Here is a 13747-nt window from a genome sequence, read left to right on the forward strand (position 1 = left end):
GGGTCGGTGATGGCCGCCTGCAGGATGACGCCACGGGCACCCGGCGTCGCCGCCATGTTCACCGTCTCGATATCCTCGTCGTTGGTGCCGACATTGCCGATATGCGGGAAGGTGAAGGTGATGATCTGACCGGCATAGGAGGGGTCCGTCAGGATCTCCTCATATCCGGTCATCGCGGTATTGAAGCAGACCTCGCCGACTGCGGAGCCGGTCGCGCCGAAGCCATGGCCTTCGAAGACCGTGCCGTCGGCCAGCACTAGGAGTGCGGTCGCCTTAGGCTCCGCCCAGCCGGAATCGTGTAGGGTGTTCATAAGCGGCCTGAATAATCGTCCCGGACCGCAATGCCAACCCCGGATTGACAGATATGAGATCAGCTTTTGTCTATATCTGTGCGGCCCTCGCGGAGATTGCGGGCTGTTTCTCGTTCTGGGCGTGGTTGCGGCTCGGCCAACCGGTCTGGTGGCTGATCCCGGGTCTCGGCGCGCTCGCGCTGTTCGCGTGGCTTCTGACCCTCGTCGATGCGTCCCATGCCGGCCGGGCCTATGCCGCCTATGGCGGGGTCTATATCGCGGCATCGCTCGCCTGGCTGTGGGCGATGGAGGGCGCGCGTCCGGACCGCTGGGACCTGATCGGCGCCGCGCTCTGCGTCGTGGGTGCGGCGGTGATCCTCTACGGCCCACGACCGGTGCCGGCCTGAACAGCTGAAACCGCGGGGACCCGCGGGCCGGCATGCTTGCATCCGGCACACCAAAATCCGGAACCCTTGGATTTTGCGCGCGCGGGCGGTACATGCAGGCCGACTGCGATGCCGCCCGCTTCGTCTCAGGTGAAGCCGCTGCGGTGAAGGGAGAACGCCCATGCTGCGCGACGACATCAACAACGCCCTCAAGGAGGCGATGAAGGCCAAGGACGAGCGCAAGATCGCGACGCTCCGCCTCGTCAACTCCACCTTCAAGAATGCCGATATCGAGGCGCGCGCGTCCGGCAAGACCCTGTCCGACGCCGATCTCCTTCCGGTGCTGCAGAAGATGATCAAGCAGCGTCAGGAATCCAAGGAGCTGTACGAGAAGGGCGGCCGTCCGGAACTGGCGCAGCAGGAGGGTGAGGAGATTGCAATCATCTCCGCCTATCTGCCGAAGCAGATGTCCGAGAGCGAGATGGTGGCTGCGATCGAAGCCGCGATTGCGGAAACCGGCGCCGCCGCCATGAAGGACATGGGCAAGGTGGTCGGCATGCTGAAGGCGAAGTTCGCGGGCCAGATGGATTTCGGCAAGGCCAGTGCCATGGTGAAGGGCAAGCTCGGCGGCTGAGGGCGCAGAGCTTCAGCGAAGCTGATAGCTCGGATCGAGCTTCGCAGCTTCGTTTTTGATCCAGCCGCTAAAGGCCTCGACTGCGCGCCGCCGCCTCTCGCGCTTGGGGAAAACCAGGTGGTAGGCGCGGCCTGAAGACACGGCGAGCGGCACCGGGATCACCAGTCGGCCGGTACGCAAGTCGTCGTAGGCCAGTATGTCTGGGGCGAGCAATACGCCTGCGCCCTCGGTGGCAGCGTTAAGCGCGTGATCGGGGCTATCGAAATGCAGCCCGCGACCCAGATCGATTTTTCCGACTTTCGCCGCCCTGAACCAGTCCGCCCAGGTTGGTATGGTGATGCGCTGCGCCAGCGTGTCATCGTGAATAAGCGGCATCTTGGCCAGCGCGTGCGGAGTTGGCATCGAACCCTTGGCGTCGATCAGGCGCGGGCTGCACACAGGCACGAGCTTTATTTCAAACAATCTCTCGATCACCAGCGATGAATCGGACACGCCATCGATCGGCATGTTCCGCACCGCGATGTGCACGCCGTCGGTTGTGAAATTGGCGTTCTGAAGCGAGGACGAAATGCGGACGTCGATGTCGGGATGCTCGCTCGTGAAGCGATAGAGCCGCGGTACCAGCCACTTCGAAGTCAGTCCGGGTGAGGTGCTGACGACGAGTACTTGCTGGCTGGTGGATTGCTTCAGGTCGGCCACCGCGTCCGAGATGTGAGCGAAGCCTCTCTGTATGCCGGGATAGAGCATCTTGCCGGCCGGGGTGAGTGCGATCTTGCGGACTCCGCGTTCGAACAGTTTGACGCGCAGCAACTCTTCGAGACCGCGCAACTGATGGCTGATCGCGCCCGGCGTGACGTTCAGCTCCTGCGCGGCCTTCGTCAGGCTCAAGTGCCGCGCGGACGCTTCGAACGCGCGGAGCGCATTCAGCGGGGGAATTCCATGCATGAGATTATCTCATAATAATCGCGAGTTAATATCGTTTGTAACATAGCTAAAGCAGGCCGAAATTGAAACCTGTTCTGAGAAAACCTCATAAATGGAGGGCAGGTTCATGAGCGACTTGGCAGGGTATGACGTTGCGCGTTTGCGCGCCGCCGGCGCAGCACGGGTCGGCGATTTCCTGCGCGGCGTTGTCGGGGCTTCGATCCGATATGTCCGCGATCGCAGGGCCGCACGGGCGGCGAAGCGCGACCTGTATCTTTCAGGGCAGAAGCTGACCGATGAGATGGAGCGAAAGATGATCGCGCATCTCATGCGCAACCGCAGCTTCAGGCCCTGACGCCGCGCTGTGCTCGCCCCGTTGACGGAAGCAATTCCGGGAAAGATCCAAACATGACTGAGCTGGTGTTGAACGAAAGGCGTGGCGCGATCGCGCTGCTGACCTTCAATCGTCCCGAAAAACTGAATGCCCTGAACTATGCAATGATCGACCGCCTGATGCACATTCTCGACGACATCGAGGATGACGCGAGCGTTCATGCTGTTGTGCTGACCGGAGCGGGCGATCGTGCATTTTCTGCCGGTGGCGACATCCACGAGTTTTCCGAGAGCATCAGGCAAGGCCCTGATGCGGCTATGAAGGCATTCGTCAGGAGAGGCCAGGCGATGACATCGCGCCTGGAGTCGTTTCCAAAGCCCATCATCGCTGCCGTCAACGGTATTGCCTTTGGCGGCGGCTGCGAGATCACCGAAGCCGTTCACCTGGCGGTTGCGAGCGAGCGCGCGTCATTCGCCAAGCCGGAAATCAATATTGGAATTCCGCCCACGTTCGGTGGAACACAGCGCTTGCCGCGCCTCGCCGGGCGAAAGCGGGCTCTTGAGCTTCTGCTCACCGGGGACACGTTCACCCCGCAGCGCGCCTATGAGATCGGTCTGGTCAATCGCGTGGTCGCCCACGAGGAACTGATCCCGGCGGCGTTCGAACTGGCCGAGCGCATCCTGCGCCATTCCACGCTCGCCGCCTCACGGATCATCACGGCGGTGACGCGCGGCCTCAATGCTTCGATCGCGGAAGGCCTCGCGATCGAAGGCGAGCAGTTCGCGCGGATGGTACCCACCCGCGATAACCGAGAAGCACTCGATGCGTGGATAAGCCGTCGAGCACCCAAATACAGCGGGCGCTGAACTGCTAAATCCACGTCGCCTCCGTTACGGGACCGGGAGCGGTGATGAAGGGCCTTTCGGGGGCGGTTTCTCATCGGCCGCGCTGGTCGCCGCCGTGTCGAATGCCGGGAGCGTCAGATCGTCCGGCCTGAGCCCTCTTCGCCACGATAATCGCCAGCGGATTTTTCTGCGGCGGGGCGATCCGCTGCAACGTGTTCCGGTCGGTATGGTCGAAGGCCGGCTCCGCGCCGTGGACTGCAAGCATCGTGTGCGTGACATAGGACCAGGTGTCGTCCGCATTGCAGGTGATGTCGATCCGGTAGGCATCGGTCCGGAACGACGTCTCGAGGAAATCGGTCGAGCAGATTCCGTAATCCGTATCGCCGCGCTTCGATGAAACCGAGAACGTCTTGTCGTCGGCCTTCGCATGGCCCGAAGCCAGCGCAACCTGACCGCGCGGGATGGCGAGCGTCTGCATCACGAGGCCGGTCGCCGGCTCCCACAGCCAATAGCCGACCTGTTCGTGGAAGGTGATGTCTTCCTCGGCGGTGTTGATGTGGATGTGATAGCGCATCCCGTAGAGAAGCTGCGGACCGTTGGTCTGCGGATCGATAGGCTGCATGTGGATCGTTTCGATGAAGACGCGCCGCTCCGGTCCGTCGGCCTTCGGGTTCAGGTCAACGCCTTTCTCCGCGCGCCAGACGCCGGCCAGCGGCCGCAACGGCCCGAGATTGGCGAGCGTGTCGGGGTCAACGTCCGACGGCTCGGTGAAGATGTCAGGTCGCGCGATCACCATGCTGCTGCTCTTGGAATCTCGATTTGCGTGAACGGAGCAAACCGTCCGGGCCGGGATGCGTCAACCATCCTGCGCGAGGAAGCCGGCGATCTCCGCGACATAGCGCTCCCACGCCGGTTCGTGCGACAGCACGACGTGGTTGGCACTGTCGATTGTCACGAAGCGGGCGCCGGGAATGCCGCGCGCGAGCATCAATCCCTGATCGAACGGTACGCGCGCGTCGTTGCGTGCATGCAGCACCAGCGTAGGCACTGTCACCTTGGGCAGGAGATCGACGACATCGATATCGCCGAAGCTGCCCAGGAGACGCACCGCATTTTCGGGCGAGGTCGAGATGCGCTGCAGGTCATTGAACCACTGCATCTGCTCGGGCGTGCCGCCGGGAATGAAGAGTGAGGTGAAAACCTGCCGGAAGGCGGGATTGTCCTGTCCCCAGCCGTGCCGCACCAGCGACTCCAGCGCCTCGCGCTGACCGGCCTGAATCGGATTGCCCTGTTTGCGAAAGCCCTGCGCGTAGCCGCCGCAGATGAGAAGCCGCGACACCCGTTCCGGATGCCGCGTCGCGTACGCAATCGACACCGCGGCGCCCTGCGACATGCCCATCAACGCGAAGCGCTCGATGCCGAGATGGTCGACCACCGCCTCGAGATCCTGCACGAACGCTTCGAACGAGATGTCCTCCGCGTTCCAGTCGGAGAGGCCGGTCGCACGCTCGTCGTAACGGATCAACCGGAAGCGGCTCGACAATTCGCGCATGAACGGAGACCAGATCGGGCTCTGCCAGTCATATTCGATGTGGTTCAGCCAGTTCGCGCATTTCACGACCGGAAGACCGCTGCCGCTGGTCGCGACCGCGAGGTGCACGCCGTCCGCGGTCTTGCAGAAGGTCACGTCCTGTACGGCATTCGCAGTGGTCGGCGCCGCTACGCGACCGCCGTCGCGGAGCTCACCGACGAAGCGGATGCCCTTGCGCTGGATCGTCTTGATCAGCCGTTGCGCTTCGCCGCTATCGCCGAGCGCCTGACGAGCGGCATTGATGCGGCTCGCGAGCGTGGATTCCGAAACGATGCGGCCGCCCCAGACCGATGCGATCAGGTCGTCACGGCTGACCACGCGGTCGCGGTTTTCGATCAGATAGACGAGGAGGTCGAACACCTGTGGTTCGACCGCAACCGGAGCCGCGCCGCGCCGCAATTCCCGGCGGCTGACGTCGATCGTGAAGTCTTCGAATGAAAACAGCATCTTGATCGCTCGCCGTCGCGGTCCCGGTGCCTTTGCGGTCATGCTATCGCAAAATTTGGGGACACGAAATCAAGGCGCTCTCAAGGACAAATCGATCGGCTCTCAAAGCGGTGCGCCCGGATGCCCGGCATGGTCGCTGGCATCAAACCGATGGAGCAGACCATGGCCCACGCGCAGCCCCGCCGCCTCGCCGATAACCGTATCGACTACGATTATTGCCATCGCCGTTTGCGCCGGATGCGCCGGGTATCGCGGCTGCGCGCGGGACAACATTGCGCGCGGTTGCTGACGCCGATCATCGGCGCTGCGGCAATCGTGGCCGCGTTCATTCTGATCCCGGCGGGCATCGGCGACTGCGTCATCTGCGGTCCCGATGCGCTCAAAATCGCCGTCACATCGCTGCACTGACGGCCGTGCAGCGCGCCGAAAATGCCAATGCGCAGGAGATCGTCATGTCCAGATTCGCAGCCTTGCTCTACGGCGTCCTGTCCTACGCCTTCTTTCTCGTCACCTTCCTTTACGCGATCGGCTTCGTCACCGGTTTCGTTGTTCCAAAGACAATCGACAGCGGTCCGGTCGTGCCGTCCGCGCAGGCGCTGGTCGTCAATCTCGTGCTGCTGACCGTGTTCGCACTTCAGCACAGCGTGATGGCACGTCCGCAATTCAAGCGGTGGTGGACACGGTTCGTGCCGGAGGCGATCGAACGGCCGACCTATGTGCTGTTTGCGACGCTCGCGCTCGCGCTGATCCTGTGGCAGTGGCGGCCGATGCCCGAGATCGTCTGGCAGGTCAGCAACCCGATCCTGGCGCCCGTGCTGCTCGGCCTGTCGCTCGCCGGCTTCCTGATCGTGCTGCTCTCGACCTTCATGATCAACCATTTCGAATTGTTCGGCTTGCAGCAGGTCATCTACAATCTCACCGGCAAGACCATGACGGCCGCGACATTCAAGACGCCTGGCTTCTACAAGCTGGTTCGGCATCCGATCTATTTTGGCTTCGTGATCGCGTTCTGGGCGACGCCGGTCATGACGCAGGGGCATCTGCTCTTTGCCGCCGTCACCACGGCGTACATCCTGGTCGGGATCATGCTGGAGGAGCGCGATCTCACGGCGGCGTTCGGCGACGACTACCGGCGCTATCGCGAACGCGTGTCGATGCTCATTCCGTTCTGGAGAGCGTGAGGAAGCACAGACTCGTCGATCGAACGGCCGGCGCGATCACCATCGCGCCGGCCGTGTTGCGTTTGCCCGCCATTAACCGTGGCATTTGAACGGCCTCGCGATTGAGCGCAGAATGCCGCAGCGTTTGGCGGATGATTCTGGCAATGGCGAAGAAGGGCGATCTTCAGGACGAACTGGAAAAGCTGCGCCGCGAGTTGCGGCAGGTGCCGCGCGTCGCTGAAGACAACGACGCCGCGACCGCCGCTGCCGCGCAGGCGAAAGCAGCGCCGCCTCCGCCCGACGATGCGCGGGGCGAGATCGAGCGTGTGCTGAGCGATCTGCAGGACCGGCTCGGCGAAGCCGCCGACGAGGCCGAGGACATCGTGGCCGCGCACCCCTTCGCATCGGTCGCCGCAGCGTTTCTGCTCGGCGTGCTGGTCGCCAATCTCATGTCGCGAGCGAGATAATCATGGACCGCTTCATCAATAATCTGCGCGTGCTCTGGCGGACGGAGCGGGCGATCGCCGAGATCAAGATGCGACACGTGATCGCGCGCGGGGGCCTGAACGCCGCCGCCGGGCTGCTTGCCGTGATCGGCCTTCTGATGTTCGAGGTCGCCGCCTTCTACGCGCTGCGCGAATACTGGAATACGATTGCGGCCGCGCTCATCCTCGGCGCGGTGAATTTCGTCATCGCCGGCATCCTGATGCTGATCGCCAACAGCAGGAAGCCGGGACGCGAACTCGAACTCGCGAACGAGATTCACGACAACACCATGCAGGCCCTGCAGGCCGATGCGCGGTTGCTTCAGGCGGACATCGCCTCGTTCGGTCAGGCGCTGCGGCATCCGATCGACAGCGCGCTGCCGTCGATCATCATTCCGCTGGCCACGCTGCTGATGAATTTTCTGAAGAGGCCGAAGGGCGAGGGGAAGTAGTCCCTCCTACTTTCCCTTCTTGTATCGCTCGATCGCTTCCATCACGAGCTTCTCGGCGCCATCGGCATCGATCCAGCGCACGATCGTCACCCACTTGCCCTTTTCCAGATCCTTGTAGTGCTGGAAGAAGTGCGCGATCTGCTCGCACATGATCGGCGGCAGGTCGCGATAGCTCTGGATGCCCGCATAGAACGGATGCAGCGCATCGACCGGCACCGCGAGGATCTTCTCGTCGCCGCCGGCTTCGTCTTCCATCACCAGCGCACCGACCGGACGGCAGCGGATCACCGCGCCCGGCACCACCGGGACCTGGCCGGCCACCAGCACGTCGCAGGGATCGCCGTCGGCGGACAGGGTATGCGGCACGAAGCCGTAATTGCCCGGATAGAACATCGCCGTGTGCAGGAAGCGATCGACGAACAACGCCCCGGAGTCCTTGTCGATCTCGTATTTCACCGGCACGCCGCCGAGCGGGATTTCAATCACCGCGTGAATATCCTTCGGCGGGTTCTGTCCCGATGTGATGCGGGAGATGTCCATTCTAAGCCTCGAACTAGTGATGGAACCTGTCGGACAACGTGGTTCCGGGAAACGTGACGCGACGGGATGCGGCGGACATTTCAAATTGCACGAAAGTCGCCGACGGTTCGTACACGCGCCGCCGCTATAGCGCGATTCAACGTTGCGTGCGGAGAACCTGAAATGAACTTTCGTCTGACATCATGCGCCATTGCCGCGATCCTCGGGGCGGCAACCGGCCTTCCTTCCGTTGCTTCGGCACAGGGTGCTCTCACGCAATCATGGAAGACAGATGGCGGCTGGCTGACCGAATTGCGCGTGCATCCGAATGGCGCGAAGGTCTGTTCCACCGGCAAGGCCGGCAGCAAACCGCATGCCTTCGGGCTTTCCTTCGTGCGCAGCGGGCCGGAAGCGGTCGTGCTTGTCGTCGATCAGGCGCAGCCGCCGTCGGGTGGTGCGACCGAGATGATTTTCCGCCAGGGCGGGCAAACCGTCGGAGCCGTCAAGGCGATGACCGAAGGCCCCGCCTTTGCCTCGACCGATCCGACCGGGCCGCAGGCGACCGGCATCATGTCGAAGCTGACCGACCAGCCGCTGGTCATCGAGGTCGGCGGCCGCCGCTACGAGACCGCTCTGACCGGACTGTCGGACGCGCTTGCGCAACTCGCGCGGTGTGCATCCGGCGCGGGCTGAGCGTCAGGCGACGCCGTAGCTCTCGTCGCGCAGGCGCTTTGCCTCTATCAGCACGCGACACATCCGCTGCGCCCATGCCCGTTGATCCGCCTCGGTTTCGATCAGGTCGTGGCGGATCTCGATCGCGACATGCGGCAGGCCGCGCTGCTCACCATGAACGGGGATGGTATAGTCGGTGTCGTCGGTGACCATGTAGGGCTCATTATCGCCGACGGTCATTTCGTCCTCTTCACGCAGAAGGCGAAGCACGAAAGCCGCGAAGCGCGAGTCGCGATTGTAGAGCACGCCGGAATGCCACGGGCGGCTCACGCCCTTGAACACCGGCGTGAAGGAATGCATCGCGACCAGAAAGGCGGGCAGCGCCGCTTGCTCGCGCCGGTCCAGCTCTGCCGCGATCGTCGCATGATAGGGCAGGAAGATTTCGCGCTGCCGCGCTTCGATCTCGTCTTTTGTCAGTTTCACATTGCCGGGTATCGGCGTGCTCTCGCTGATCGGCGCGATCGATGTCGGCGCGTGAAACGGCCGGTTGCAGTCGATCACCAGCCGCGAATACGGCTGCAGGATCGCATGCGCGTCGAGTTCGTCGGCCATGAACCGCACCACCGGCTCGATGCCGACATCCCATGCGATATGGCGGCGCCGTTCGCTCTCGGACACGCCGAGGTCGCCGAGTGCATGGGGAATGCGCCGCCCGGCATGATCGCTGACCAAGAGGAACGGGGATGTGCCCTCGGGCCGCAGCGTGACGACGGCGGGCGGCTCGTCGGGTGTCAGAAGGCGGGTCATGTCGGAATGCTCGCGTATCCTGGAATGCTCAAAAATCAGACAGCGCTGTCGCGGATCAACTGGAGCTCACTGAGCGTGCAGGATTCAAGCGTTAGGCACAATTGCCACGATTCTTGCTTTCCTGAGGCAAGAGCGTTGAGCGGAAGTCTGTACAAGCCCCCTGGGGATGTCCATGCCGGTCCTGACCATCCACCACAAGACCGGATACCGCTACGCGCGGCCGGTCTCTTTTGGCGAGCATCGGATGATGCTGCGGCCGCGCGACGGTCACGATCTGCGGGTGCTCGGCGAACAGGTCAGGATCGGGCTGGATCGAATGCGATCCGACCAACGGCGTCGTCGGCAACGCCGATCTCATCCGCGTGGCGGTTGCGCGCGAGCCGCATCAGGCGATTCCGCTCTCGGGGTATACCGGCGACGCGTCCGATCATCTGGAGATGAAGGTGAATATCCGCGTCGTGCCGGAGACGCAGAACTGAGCCGACGTCATTCCGTGCGCGGGGCGTGGCGCTCCGGAACCGGCGTGTATTTCACGCTCGGCTGTGGATAACCGTTGATAATTCCGGAAAGCTGCCATCTGCGCGGCAAAACCCGCTGGTCTCAAAAGCCCCCAACTTGGCCGCTATCTCCAAATCCCGTCGATTCGGCTATAGCCATCCCATGCGCTTCCCGCCCCAGTTCCTGGAAGAAATCCGCACCCGCCTGCCGGTCTCGGAGGTGGTGGGCCGGCGCGTGAAGCTGAAGAAAGCCGGGCGTGAATGGCGCGGGCTGTCGCCGTTCAATCAGGAAAAGACTCCCTCGTTTTTCGTGAACGACCAGAAGCAGGCCTGGTTCGATTTCTCGTCCGGCAAGAATGGCTCGATCTTCGATTTCATCATGATGACCGAGGGCGTGAGCTTTCCGGAGGCGGTCGAGCGGCTCGCCACCATGGCCGGCCTGCCGATGCCGAAGGTCTCGCGCGAGGACGAGGTGCGCGAGCAGCGGCGCAAGTCGCTGTACGAGGTGGTCGATCTCGCATCGAAATTCTTCGAGGCGACCTTGCAGTCTCGCGCGGGTGCAAAAGCGCGTGGCTATCTCGCCGACCGCGGGCTCGGTCCGGAGACGCAATTGCGCTTTCGCATGGGCTATGCGCCGCCCGATCGCTTCGCGCTGAAGGAACATCTCGGCCAGCAGGGCGTGCCGGTCGAGGACATGATCGAGGCCGGGTTGCTGGTCCATGGCGACGATATTCCGGTGCCGTATGACCGCTTCCGCGATCGCGTGATGTTTCCGATCGCCGACTGGCGCGGACGCCTGATCGCGTTCGGCGGCCGCGCGCTCGAAAAGGATGTGCCGGCGAAATATCTGAACTCGCCGGAAACCACGCTGTTTCACAAGGGTTCGATCCTGTTCAACGGCGCGTCCGCGCGGCTCGCTGCGCATGACGGCAAGCCGCTGATCGTGGTCGAAGGCTATGTCGACGTGATCGCGATGGTGACCGCAGGCTTCGACGGCGCGGTTGCGCCGCTCGGCACGGCGCTCACCGAAGAGCAGCTCGGTCTCCTCTGGAAGATTGCCGACGAGCCGATGCTCTGTTTCGACGGCGACAAGGCCGGGAGGCGCGCGGCCTATCGTGCCGTCGATCTTGCGCTGCCGAAGCTGCAGCCGGGCAAGAGCCTCGCTTTCGCGATGCTGCCGGAAGGGCAGGACCCCGACGATCTGATCCGGTCCGGCGGGCGTGCGGCGATGGACGAAGTGCTCGCAAGTGCCCGCCCGCTCGCCGATGTGCTCTGGATGCGGGAGACCGAGAGCGCGTCCTTCGATACGCCGGAGCGTCGCGCGGCGCTGGAAGCCCGGATCGGGGAGATCCTCGGCACCATTGGGCATGAGGCGGTTCGCAAATATTACCGGCAGGATTTCGAGGCCCGCGTCCGCGCGCTGTTCATGCCGGCGCTGCAGGCGGGCGGCTTCGAGCGCAGCCGCGGTTTCGAGCCGAGGGGCCGTCGCGGCGGCGGTGGAGGCCGTTCCGATTGGCGCGCCGGTCCGCAGCGCAGGATGCGCGAACCTTTGGCACCGCTTTCGCCGCGGCTCGGTCAAAGCCCGTTGGTACGGGGCTTTCGGAGTGCCGTCTCGCCCCGCGAAGCCCTGATCCTGATCGCGGTGATCGAGCATCCCTGGCTGCTCGAGACCCATACCGAGGAATTTGCCGAGCTCGAATTGATCCACCCCGACACCGATCAGGTGCGGCGGGCGATCCTCGAGGCCACCTCGGGCGAAGTCGTGCTCGATCCGCGAAAACTGCAGGAAACCCTCTCGCAGCGCGGTTTTGACCCGCTGATTTCGCGGGTGCGGGCTGCGATCACCCACCGTTCTGACTGGCCGGCACGGCCGGGAGCGGGCGAGGCCGACGTGGCCCAATGGTGGGCACATATCGTTACCTTGCATCGCAAGACACGCACGCTAAATAGAGAGCTTAAGGACGCAGAGCGCGCGCTCGGTGACGATCCGAGCGAAGCCAATCTGGCCTGGATCCGGGACGTACAGAACAGGCTCGCGGCGCTGGAGGGAACCGAGGCGCTGATCGAGGGATTTGGAGCCTCCTCCGGGCGGCCAGTGCGCGGTGTTTAGGGTGTTAGGTGAAAATGGCCCCTTTCGGGGCTTTTTTTGGTAGATGGACTTTCTGGCCAATTGCCAAGGGGTTACGGGGTTAATCCCCACTTAACGAGCCCCCGCGAGAGTAAGTGTGTTGATTCGGCCACCCTCAAGGGCAGGACTCGCTATAAAATCGAGTCCCGCGCCATAGGGTAGGGGTGATCGAAACGGCGGGCCCCCCGCCGCGGGAGAGAGAAACTTCATGGCGAGCAAGAGCGCGGCCAGCAAGACGGCGGCCAAGGTCAAGAAGTCCGTCAAGGACACCGTCAAGTCGCTTTTGAAAGGCGCCTCCGGGAAGTCCGCGCCCAAACCTGCACCCAAGCCCGAACCGAAGGCCAAGGAATCGGCAAAATCCGCGCCCAAGGCCTCCGCCAAAGAGGCCGCCAAGACCGCTCCAAAGTCCGCCACTGTTTCCAGGATTGCTGACAAGACCGCTGAAAAAGCCGCCGAAAAAACCACTCCGAAATCTTCTGCCTCCGCCCCTAAAGCCGTCCCTGTTTCGAAAGTTTCGCCGATGCGTCCTGAAGTTTCCCGTACCGCAGCCCTGAAAGCCGGCGCCAAAGCCGTCTCCGAGAAGGAGGCCGTGAAAGCCAAGGCCGCAGGCAAGGACGAGAGCGACAAGGATACGGAAGCTACGCCCGACACTCCGCTGCCGCTGCTCGATCTCTCCGACGCCGCCGTCAAGAAGATGATCAAGCAGGCAAAGAAGCGCGGCTATATCACCTATGAGCAGCTCAATGCCGTGATGCCCTCCGAGGAAGTCACCTCCGAGCAGATCGAGGACACGCTCTCGATGCTGTCCGAGATGGGCATCAACGTGATCGAGCAGGATGAGGCCTCCGACGACGACGCCGAGAAGGAGGAGGATGACGACGATGAGGGCGGCGAGCTGGTCGAGGTCACGTCCAAGCCGCTGATCGTCAAGTCCGACAAGGAGCCGTCCGAACGCACCGACGATCCGGTGCGCATGTATCTGCGCGAGATGGGCTCGGTCGAGCTGCTGTCGCGCGAGGGCGAAATCGCGATCGCCAAGCGCATCGAGGCCGGCCGCGAGGCCATGATCGCAGGGCTGTGCGAAAGCCCGCTGACCTTCCAGGCGATCATCATCTGGCGCGACGAACTGAACGAGGGCAAGGTTTTCCTGCGCGACATCATCGACCTGGAAGCGACCTATGCCGGCCCGGATGCGAAGATGCCGGCGCCCGTCGGTCCCGACGGCAAGCCGCTGCCCGGCGCCGAGATCGCGCAGGAAGCATCGCCCCCGTCCGCACCCACGGGCGCAACGCCGTTCAAGGCCGCGCCGGCCGGTGACGCCGAGGAGAAGGATCCGGGCGAACTCGCCGCCGAGGCGGACATGGAGGATGACGAGTTCGAGAACTCGATGTCGCTCGCCGCGATCGAGCTCGAACTCAAGCCGAAGGTGCTGGAGACCTTCGACACCGTCGCCAACGAATACAAGAAGCTGCGCAAGCTGCAGGAACAGGACATCGCCAACCGCCTGCAGAACGAGTCGCTGTCGCCCTCGCAGGAGCGCAAATACAAGAAGCTGAAGGACGAGATCATCACCGCG

General features: G+C 63.3%; 17 protein-coding genes and 2 pseudogenes. 13 read left to right on the top strand and 6 right to left on the bottom strand.

The window, feature by feature from the left end; translation table 11 throughout:
* A partial coding sequence (locus tag VNZ93_RS18850; RefSeq protein ID WP_325708677.1) for a carbamoyl-phosphate synthase domain-containing protein occupies positions 1-311 on the bottom strand: 311 nt, incomplete at its 3' end.
* A 53-nt stretch (positions 312-364) separates the two neighbouring features.
* Here VNZ93_RS18850 and VNZ93_RS18855 point away from each other — a divergent pair.
* Both VNZ93_RS18855 and VNZ93_RS18860 read left to right on the top strand, forming a co-directional pair.
* Entirely contained in the window at positions 365-697 is a 333-nt protein-coding gene (locus tag VNZ93_RS18855; RefSeq protein WP_325708679.1) for a YnfA family protein, read from the top strand.
* Positions 698-857: 160 nt separating this feature from the next.
* A complete protein-coding gene (locus tag VNZ93_RS18860) occupies positions 858-1310 on the top strand; it encodes a GatB/YqeY domain-containing protein (protein ID WP_325708682.1) in 453 nt (150 codons plus the stop codon).
* Positions 1311-1322: 12 nt separating this feature from the next.
* On the opposite strand, the gene gcvA is transcribed toward VNZ93_RS18860, so the two are convergent.
* A complete protein-coding gene (gene gcvA, locus VNZ93_RS18865) occupies positions 1323-2255 on the bottom strand; it encodes a transcriptional regulator GcvA (RefSeq protein WP_325708685.1) in 933 nt (310 codons plus the stop codon).
* A gap of 106 nt (positions 2256-2361) precedes the next feature.
* Here gcvA and VNZ93_RS18870 point away from each other — a divergent pair, with 106 nt between their 5' ends.
* On the top strand, positions 2362-2589 hold the full coding sequence (locus tag VNZ93_RS18870) for a hypothetical protein (RefSeq protein ID WP_325708688.1): 228 nt from the start codon (positions 2362-2364) through the stop codon (positions 2587-2589).
* A 53-nt stretch (positions 2590-2642) separates the two neighbouring features.
* Complete coding sequence (locus tag VNZ93_RS18875; RefSeq protein WP_325708691.1) at positions 2643-3434, top strand: crotonase/enoyl-CoA hydratase family protein; 792 nt, start codon at positions 2643-2645, stop codon at positions 3432-3434.
* Between the two features lie 70 nt (positions 3435-3504).
* Here the strand turns inward: VNZ93_RS18875 and VNZ93_RS18880 are convergent, their stop codons facing one another.
* Together VNZ93_RS18880 and VNZ93_RS18885 are read right to left on the bottom strand one after the other, a co-directional pair.
* A complete protein-coding gene (locus VNZ93_RS18880; RefSeq protein ID WP_325708694.1) occupies positions 3505-4209 on the bottom strand; it encodes an FABP family protein in 705 nt (234 codons plus the stop codon).
* A 60-nt stretch (positions 4210-4269) separates the two neighbouring features.
* Positions 4270-5451: an alpha/beta fold hydrolase gene (locus VNZ93_RS18885; RefSeq protein WP_325708697.1), complete on the bottom strand. Its 1182-nt coding sequence runs from the start codon at positions 5449-5451 to the stop codon at positions 4270-4272.
* A gap of 120 nt (positions 5452-5571) precedes the next feature.
* Here VNZ93_RS18885 and VNZ93_RS18890 point away from each other — a divergent pair, with 120 nt between their 5' ends.
* From VNZ93_RS18890 to VNZ93_RS18905, 4 genes are all read left to right on the top strand, one after another.
* Positions 5572-5859 (top strand): hypothetical protein, encoded by a 288-nt coding sequence (locus VNZ93_RS18890; RefSeq protein WP_325708700.1) that lies wholly within the window; start codon positions 5572-5574, stop codon positions 5857-5859.
* A gap of 44 nt (positions 5860-5903) precedes the next feature.
* Positions 5904-6632, top strand: coding sequence for a methanethiol S-methyltransferase (gene mddA / locus VNZ93_RS18895; protein ID WP_325708703.1), 729 nt, complete (start codon positions 5904-5906; stop codon positions 6630-6632).
* A gap of 143 nt (positions 6633-6775) precedes the next feature.
* On the top strand, positions 6776-7078 hold the full coding sequence (locus VNZ93_RS18900; protein WP_325708706.1) for a hypothetical protein: 303 nt from the start codon (positions 6776-6778) through the stop codon (positions 7076-7078).
* A 2-nt stretch (positions 7079-7080) separates the two neighbouring features.
* Positions 7081-7548, top strand: a complete 468-nt coding sequence (locus VNZ93_RS18905) for a phage holin family protein (RefSeq protein WP_325708709.1) — start codon at positions 7081-7083, stop codon at positions 7546-7548.
* Positions 7549-7554: 6 nt separating this feature from the next.
* On the opposite strand, the gene ppa is transcribed toward VNZ93_RS18905, so the two are convergent.
* Positions 7555-8088, bottom strand: a complete 534-nt coding sequence (gene ppa, locus VNZ93_RS18910; protein ID WP_325708711.1) for an inorganic diphosphatase — start codon at positions 8086-8088, stop codon at positions 7555-7557.
* Positions 8089-8250: 162 nt separating this feature from the next.
* Between ppa and VNZ93_RS18915 the strand changes: the two genes are divergently transcribed.
* Positions 8251-8760, top strand: a complete 510-nt coding sequence (locus tag VNZ93_RS18915; RefSeq protein WP_325708714.1) for a hypothetical protein — start codon at positions 8251-8253, stop codon at positions 8758-8760.
* Positions 8761-8763: 3 nt separating this feature from the next.
* On the opposite strand, the gene VNZ93_RS18920 is transcribed toward VNZ93_RS18915, so the two are convergent.
* Entirely contained in the window at positions 8764-9546 is a 783-nt protein-coding gene (locus tag VNZ93_RS18920) for an N-formylglutamate amidohydrolase (RefSeq protein ID WP_325708717.1), read from the bottom strand.
* 172 nt (positions 9547-9718) lie between these two features.
* On the opposite strand from VNZ93_RS18920, the pseudogene VNZ93_RS24960 reads away from it, so the two are divergent.
* The 4 genes and pseudogenes from VNZ93_RS24960 to VNZ93_RS18940 all read left to right on the top strand — a co-directional run.
* Positions 9719-9793 (top strand): annotated as a pseudogene (locus VNZ93_RS24960) (hypothetical protein); the annotation flags it as partial.
* Between the two features lie 34 nt (positions 9794-9827).
* Positions 9828-10025: pseudogene (locus VNZ93_RS18930) on the top strand (transglutaminase family protein); the annotation flags it as partial.
* Between the two features lie 181 nt (positions 10026-10206).
* On the top strand, positions 10207-12153 hold the full coding sequence (gene dnaG / locus VNZ93_RS18935) for a DNA primase (RefSeq protein ID WP_325708720.1): 1947 nt from the start codon (positions 10207-10209) through the stop codon (positions 12151-12153).
* A gap of 226 nt (positions 12154-12379) precedes the next feature.
* The coding region (locus VNZ93_RS18940) for an RNA polymerase sigma factor region1.1 domain-containing protein (RefSeq protein ID WP_325708722.1) at positions 12380-13747 on the top strand (1368 nt) is incomplete at its 3' end.

Source organism: Pseudorhodoplanes sp., from assembly GCF_035565795.1.
GTDB lineage: Bacteria > Pseudomonadota > Alphaproteobacteria > Rhizobiales > Xanthobacteraceae > Pseudorhodoplanes.

Coding starts and splice junctions, on each gene's coding strand:
- dnaG (WP_325708720.1), top strand. CDS start 10,207: ATGCGCTTCCCGCCCCAGTTCCTGGAAGAAATCCGCACCCGCCTGCCG.
- VNZ93_RS18900 (WP_325708706.1), top strand. CDS start 6,776: ATGGCGAAGAAGGGCGATCTTCAGGACGAACTGGAAAAGCTGCGCCGC.
- mddA (WP_325708703.1), top strand. CDS start 5,904: ATGTCCAGATTCGCAGCCTTGCTCTACGGCGTCCTGTCCTACGCCTTC.
- VNZ93_RS18885 (WP_325708697.1), bottom strand. CDS start 5,451: ATGCTGTTTTCATTCGAAGACTTCACGATCGACGTCAGCCGCCGGGAA.
- VNZ93_RS18920 (WP_325708717.1), bottom strand. CDS start 9,546: ATGACCCGCCTTCTGACACCCGACGAGCCGCCCGCCGTCGTCACGCTG.
- VNZ93_RS18890 (WP_325708700.1), top strand. CDS start 5,572: ATGCCCGGCATGGTCGCTGGCATCAAACCGATGGAGCAGACCATGGCC.
- VNZ93_RS18915 (WP_325708714.1), top strand. CDS start 8,251: ATGAACTTTCGTCTGACATCATGCGCCATTGCCGCGATCCTCGGGGCG.
- VNZ93_RS18855 (WP_325708679.1), top strand. CDS start 365: ATGAGATCAGCTTTTGTCTATATCTGTGCGGCCCTCGCGGAGATTGCG.
- VNZ93_RS18875 (WP_325708691.1), top strand. CDS start 2,643: ATGACTGAGCTGGTGTTGAACGAAAGGCGTGGCGCGATCGCGCTGCTG.
- VNZ93_RS18860 (WP_325708682.1), top strand. CDS start 858: ATGCTGCGCGACGACATCAACAACGCCCTCAAGGAGGCGATGAAGGCC.
- ppa (WP_325708711.1), bottom strand. CDS start 8,088: ATGGACATCTCCCGCATCACATCGGGACAGAACCCGCCGAAGGATATT.
- gcvA (WP_325708685.1), bottom strand. CDS start 2,255: ATGCATGGAATTCCCCCGCTGAATGCGCTCCGCGCGTTCGAAGCGTCC.
- VNZ93_RS18880 (WP_325708694.1), bottom strand. CDS start 4,209: ATGGTGATCGCGCGACCTGACATCTTCACCGAGCCGTCGGACGTTGAC.
- VNZ93_RS18870 (WP_325708688.1), top strand. CDS start 2,362: ATGAGCGACTTGGCAGGGTATGACGTTGCGCGTTTGCGCGCCGCCGGC.
- VNZ93_RS18905 (WP_325708709.1), top strand. CDS start 7,081: ATGGACCGCTTCATCAATAATCTGCGCGTGCTCTGGCGGACGGAGCGG.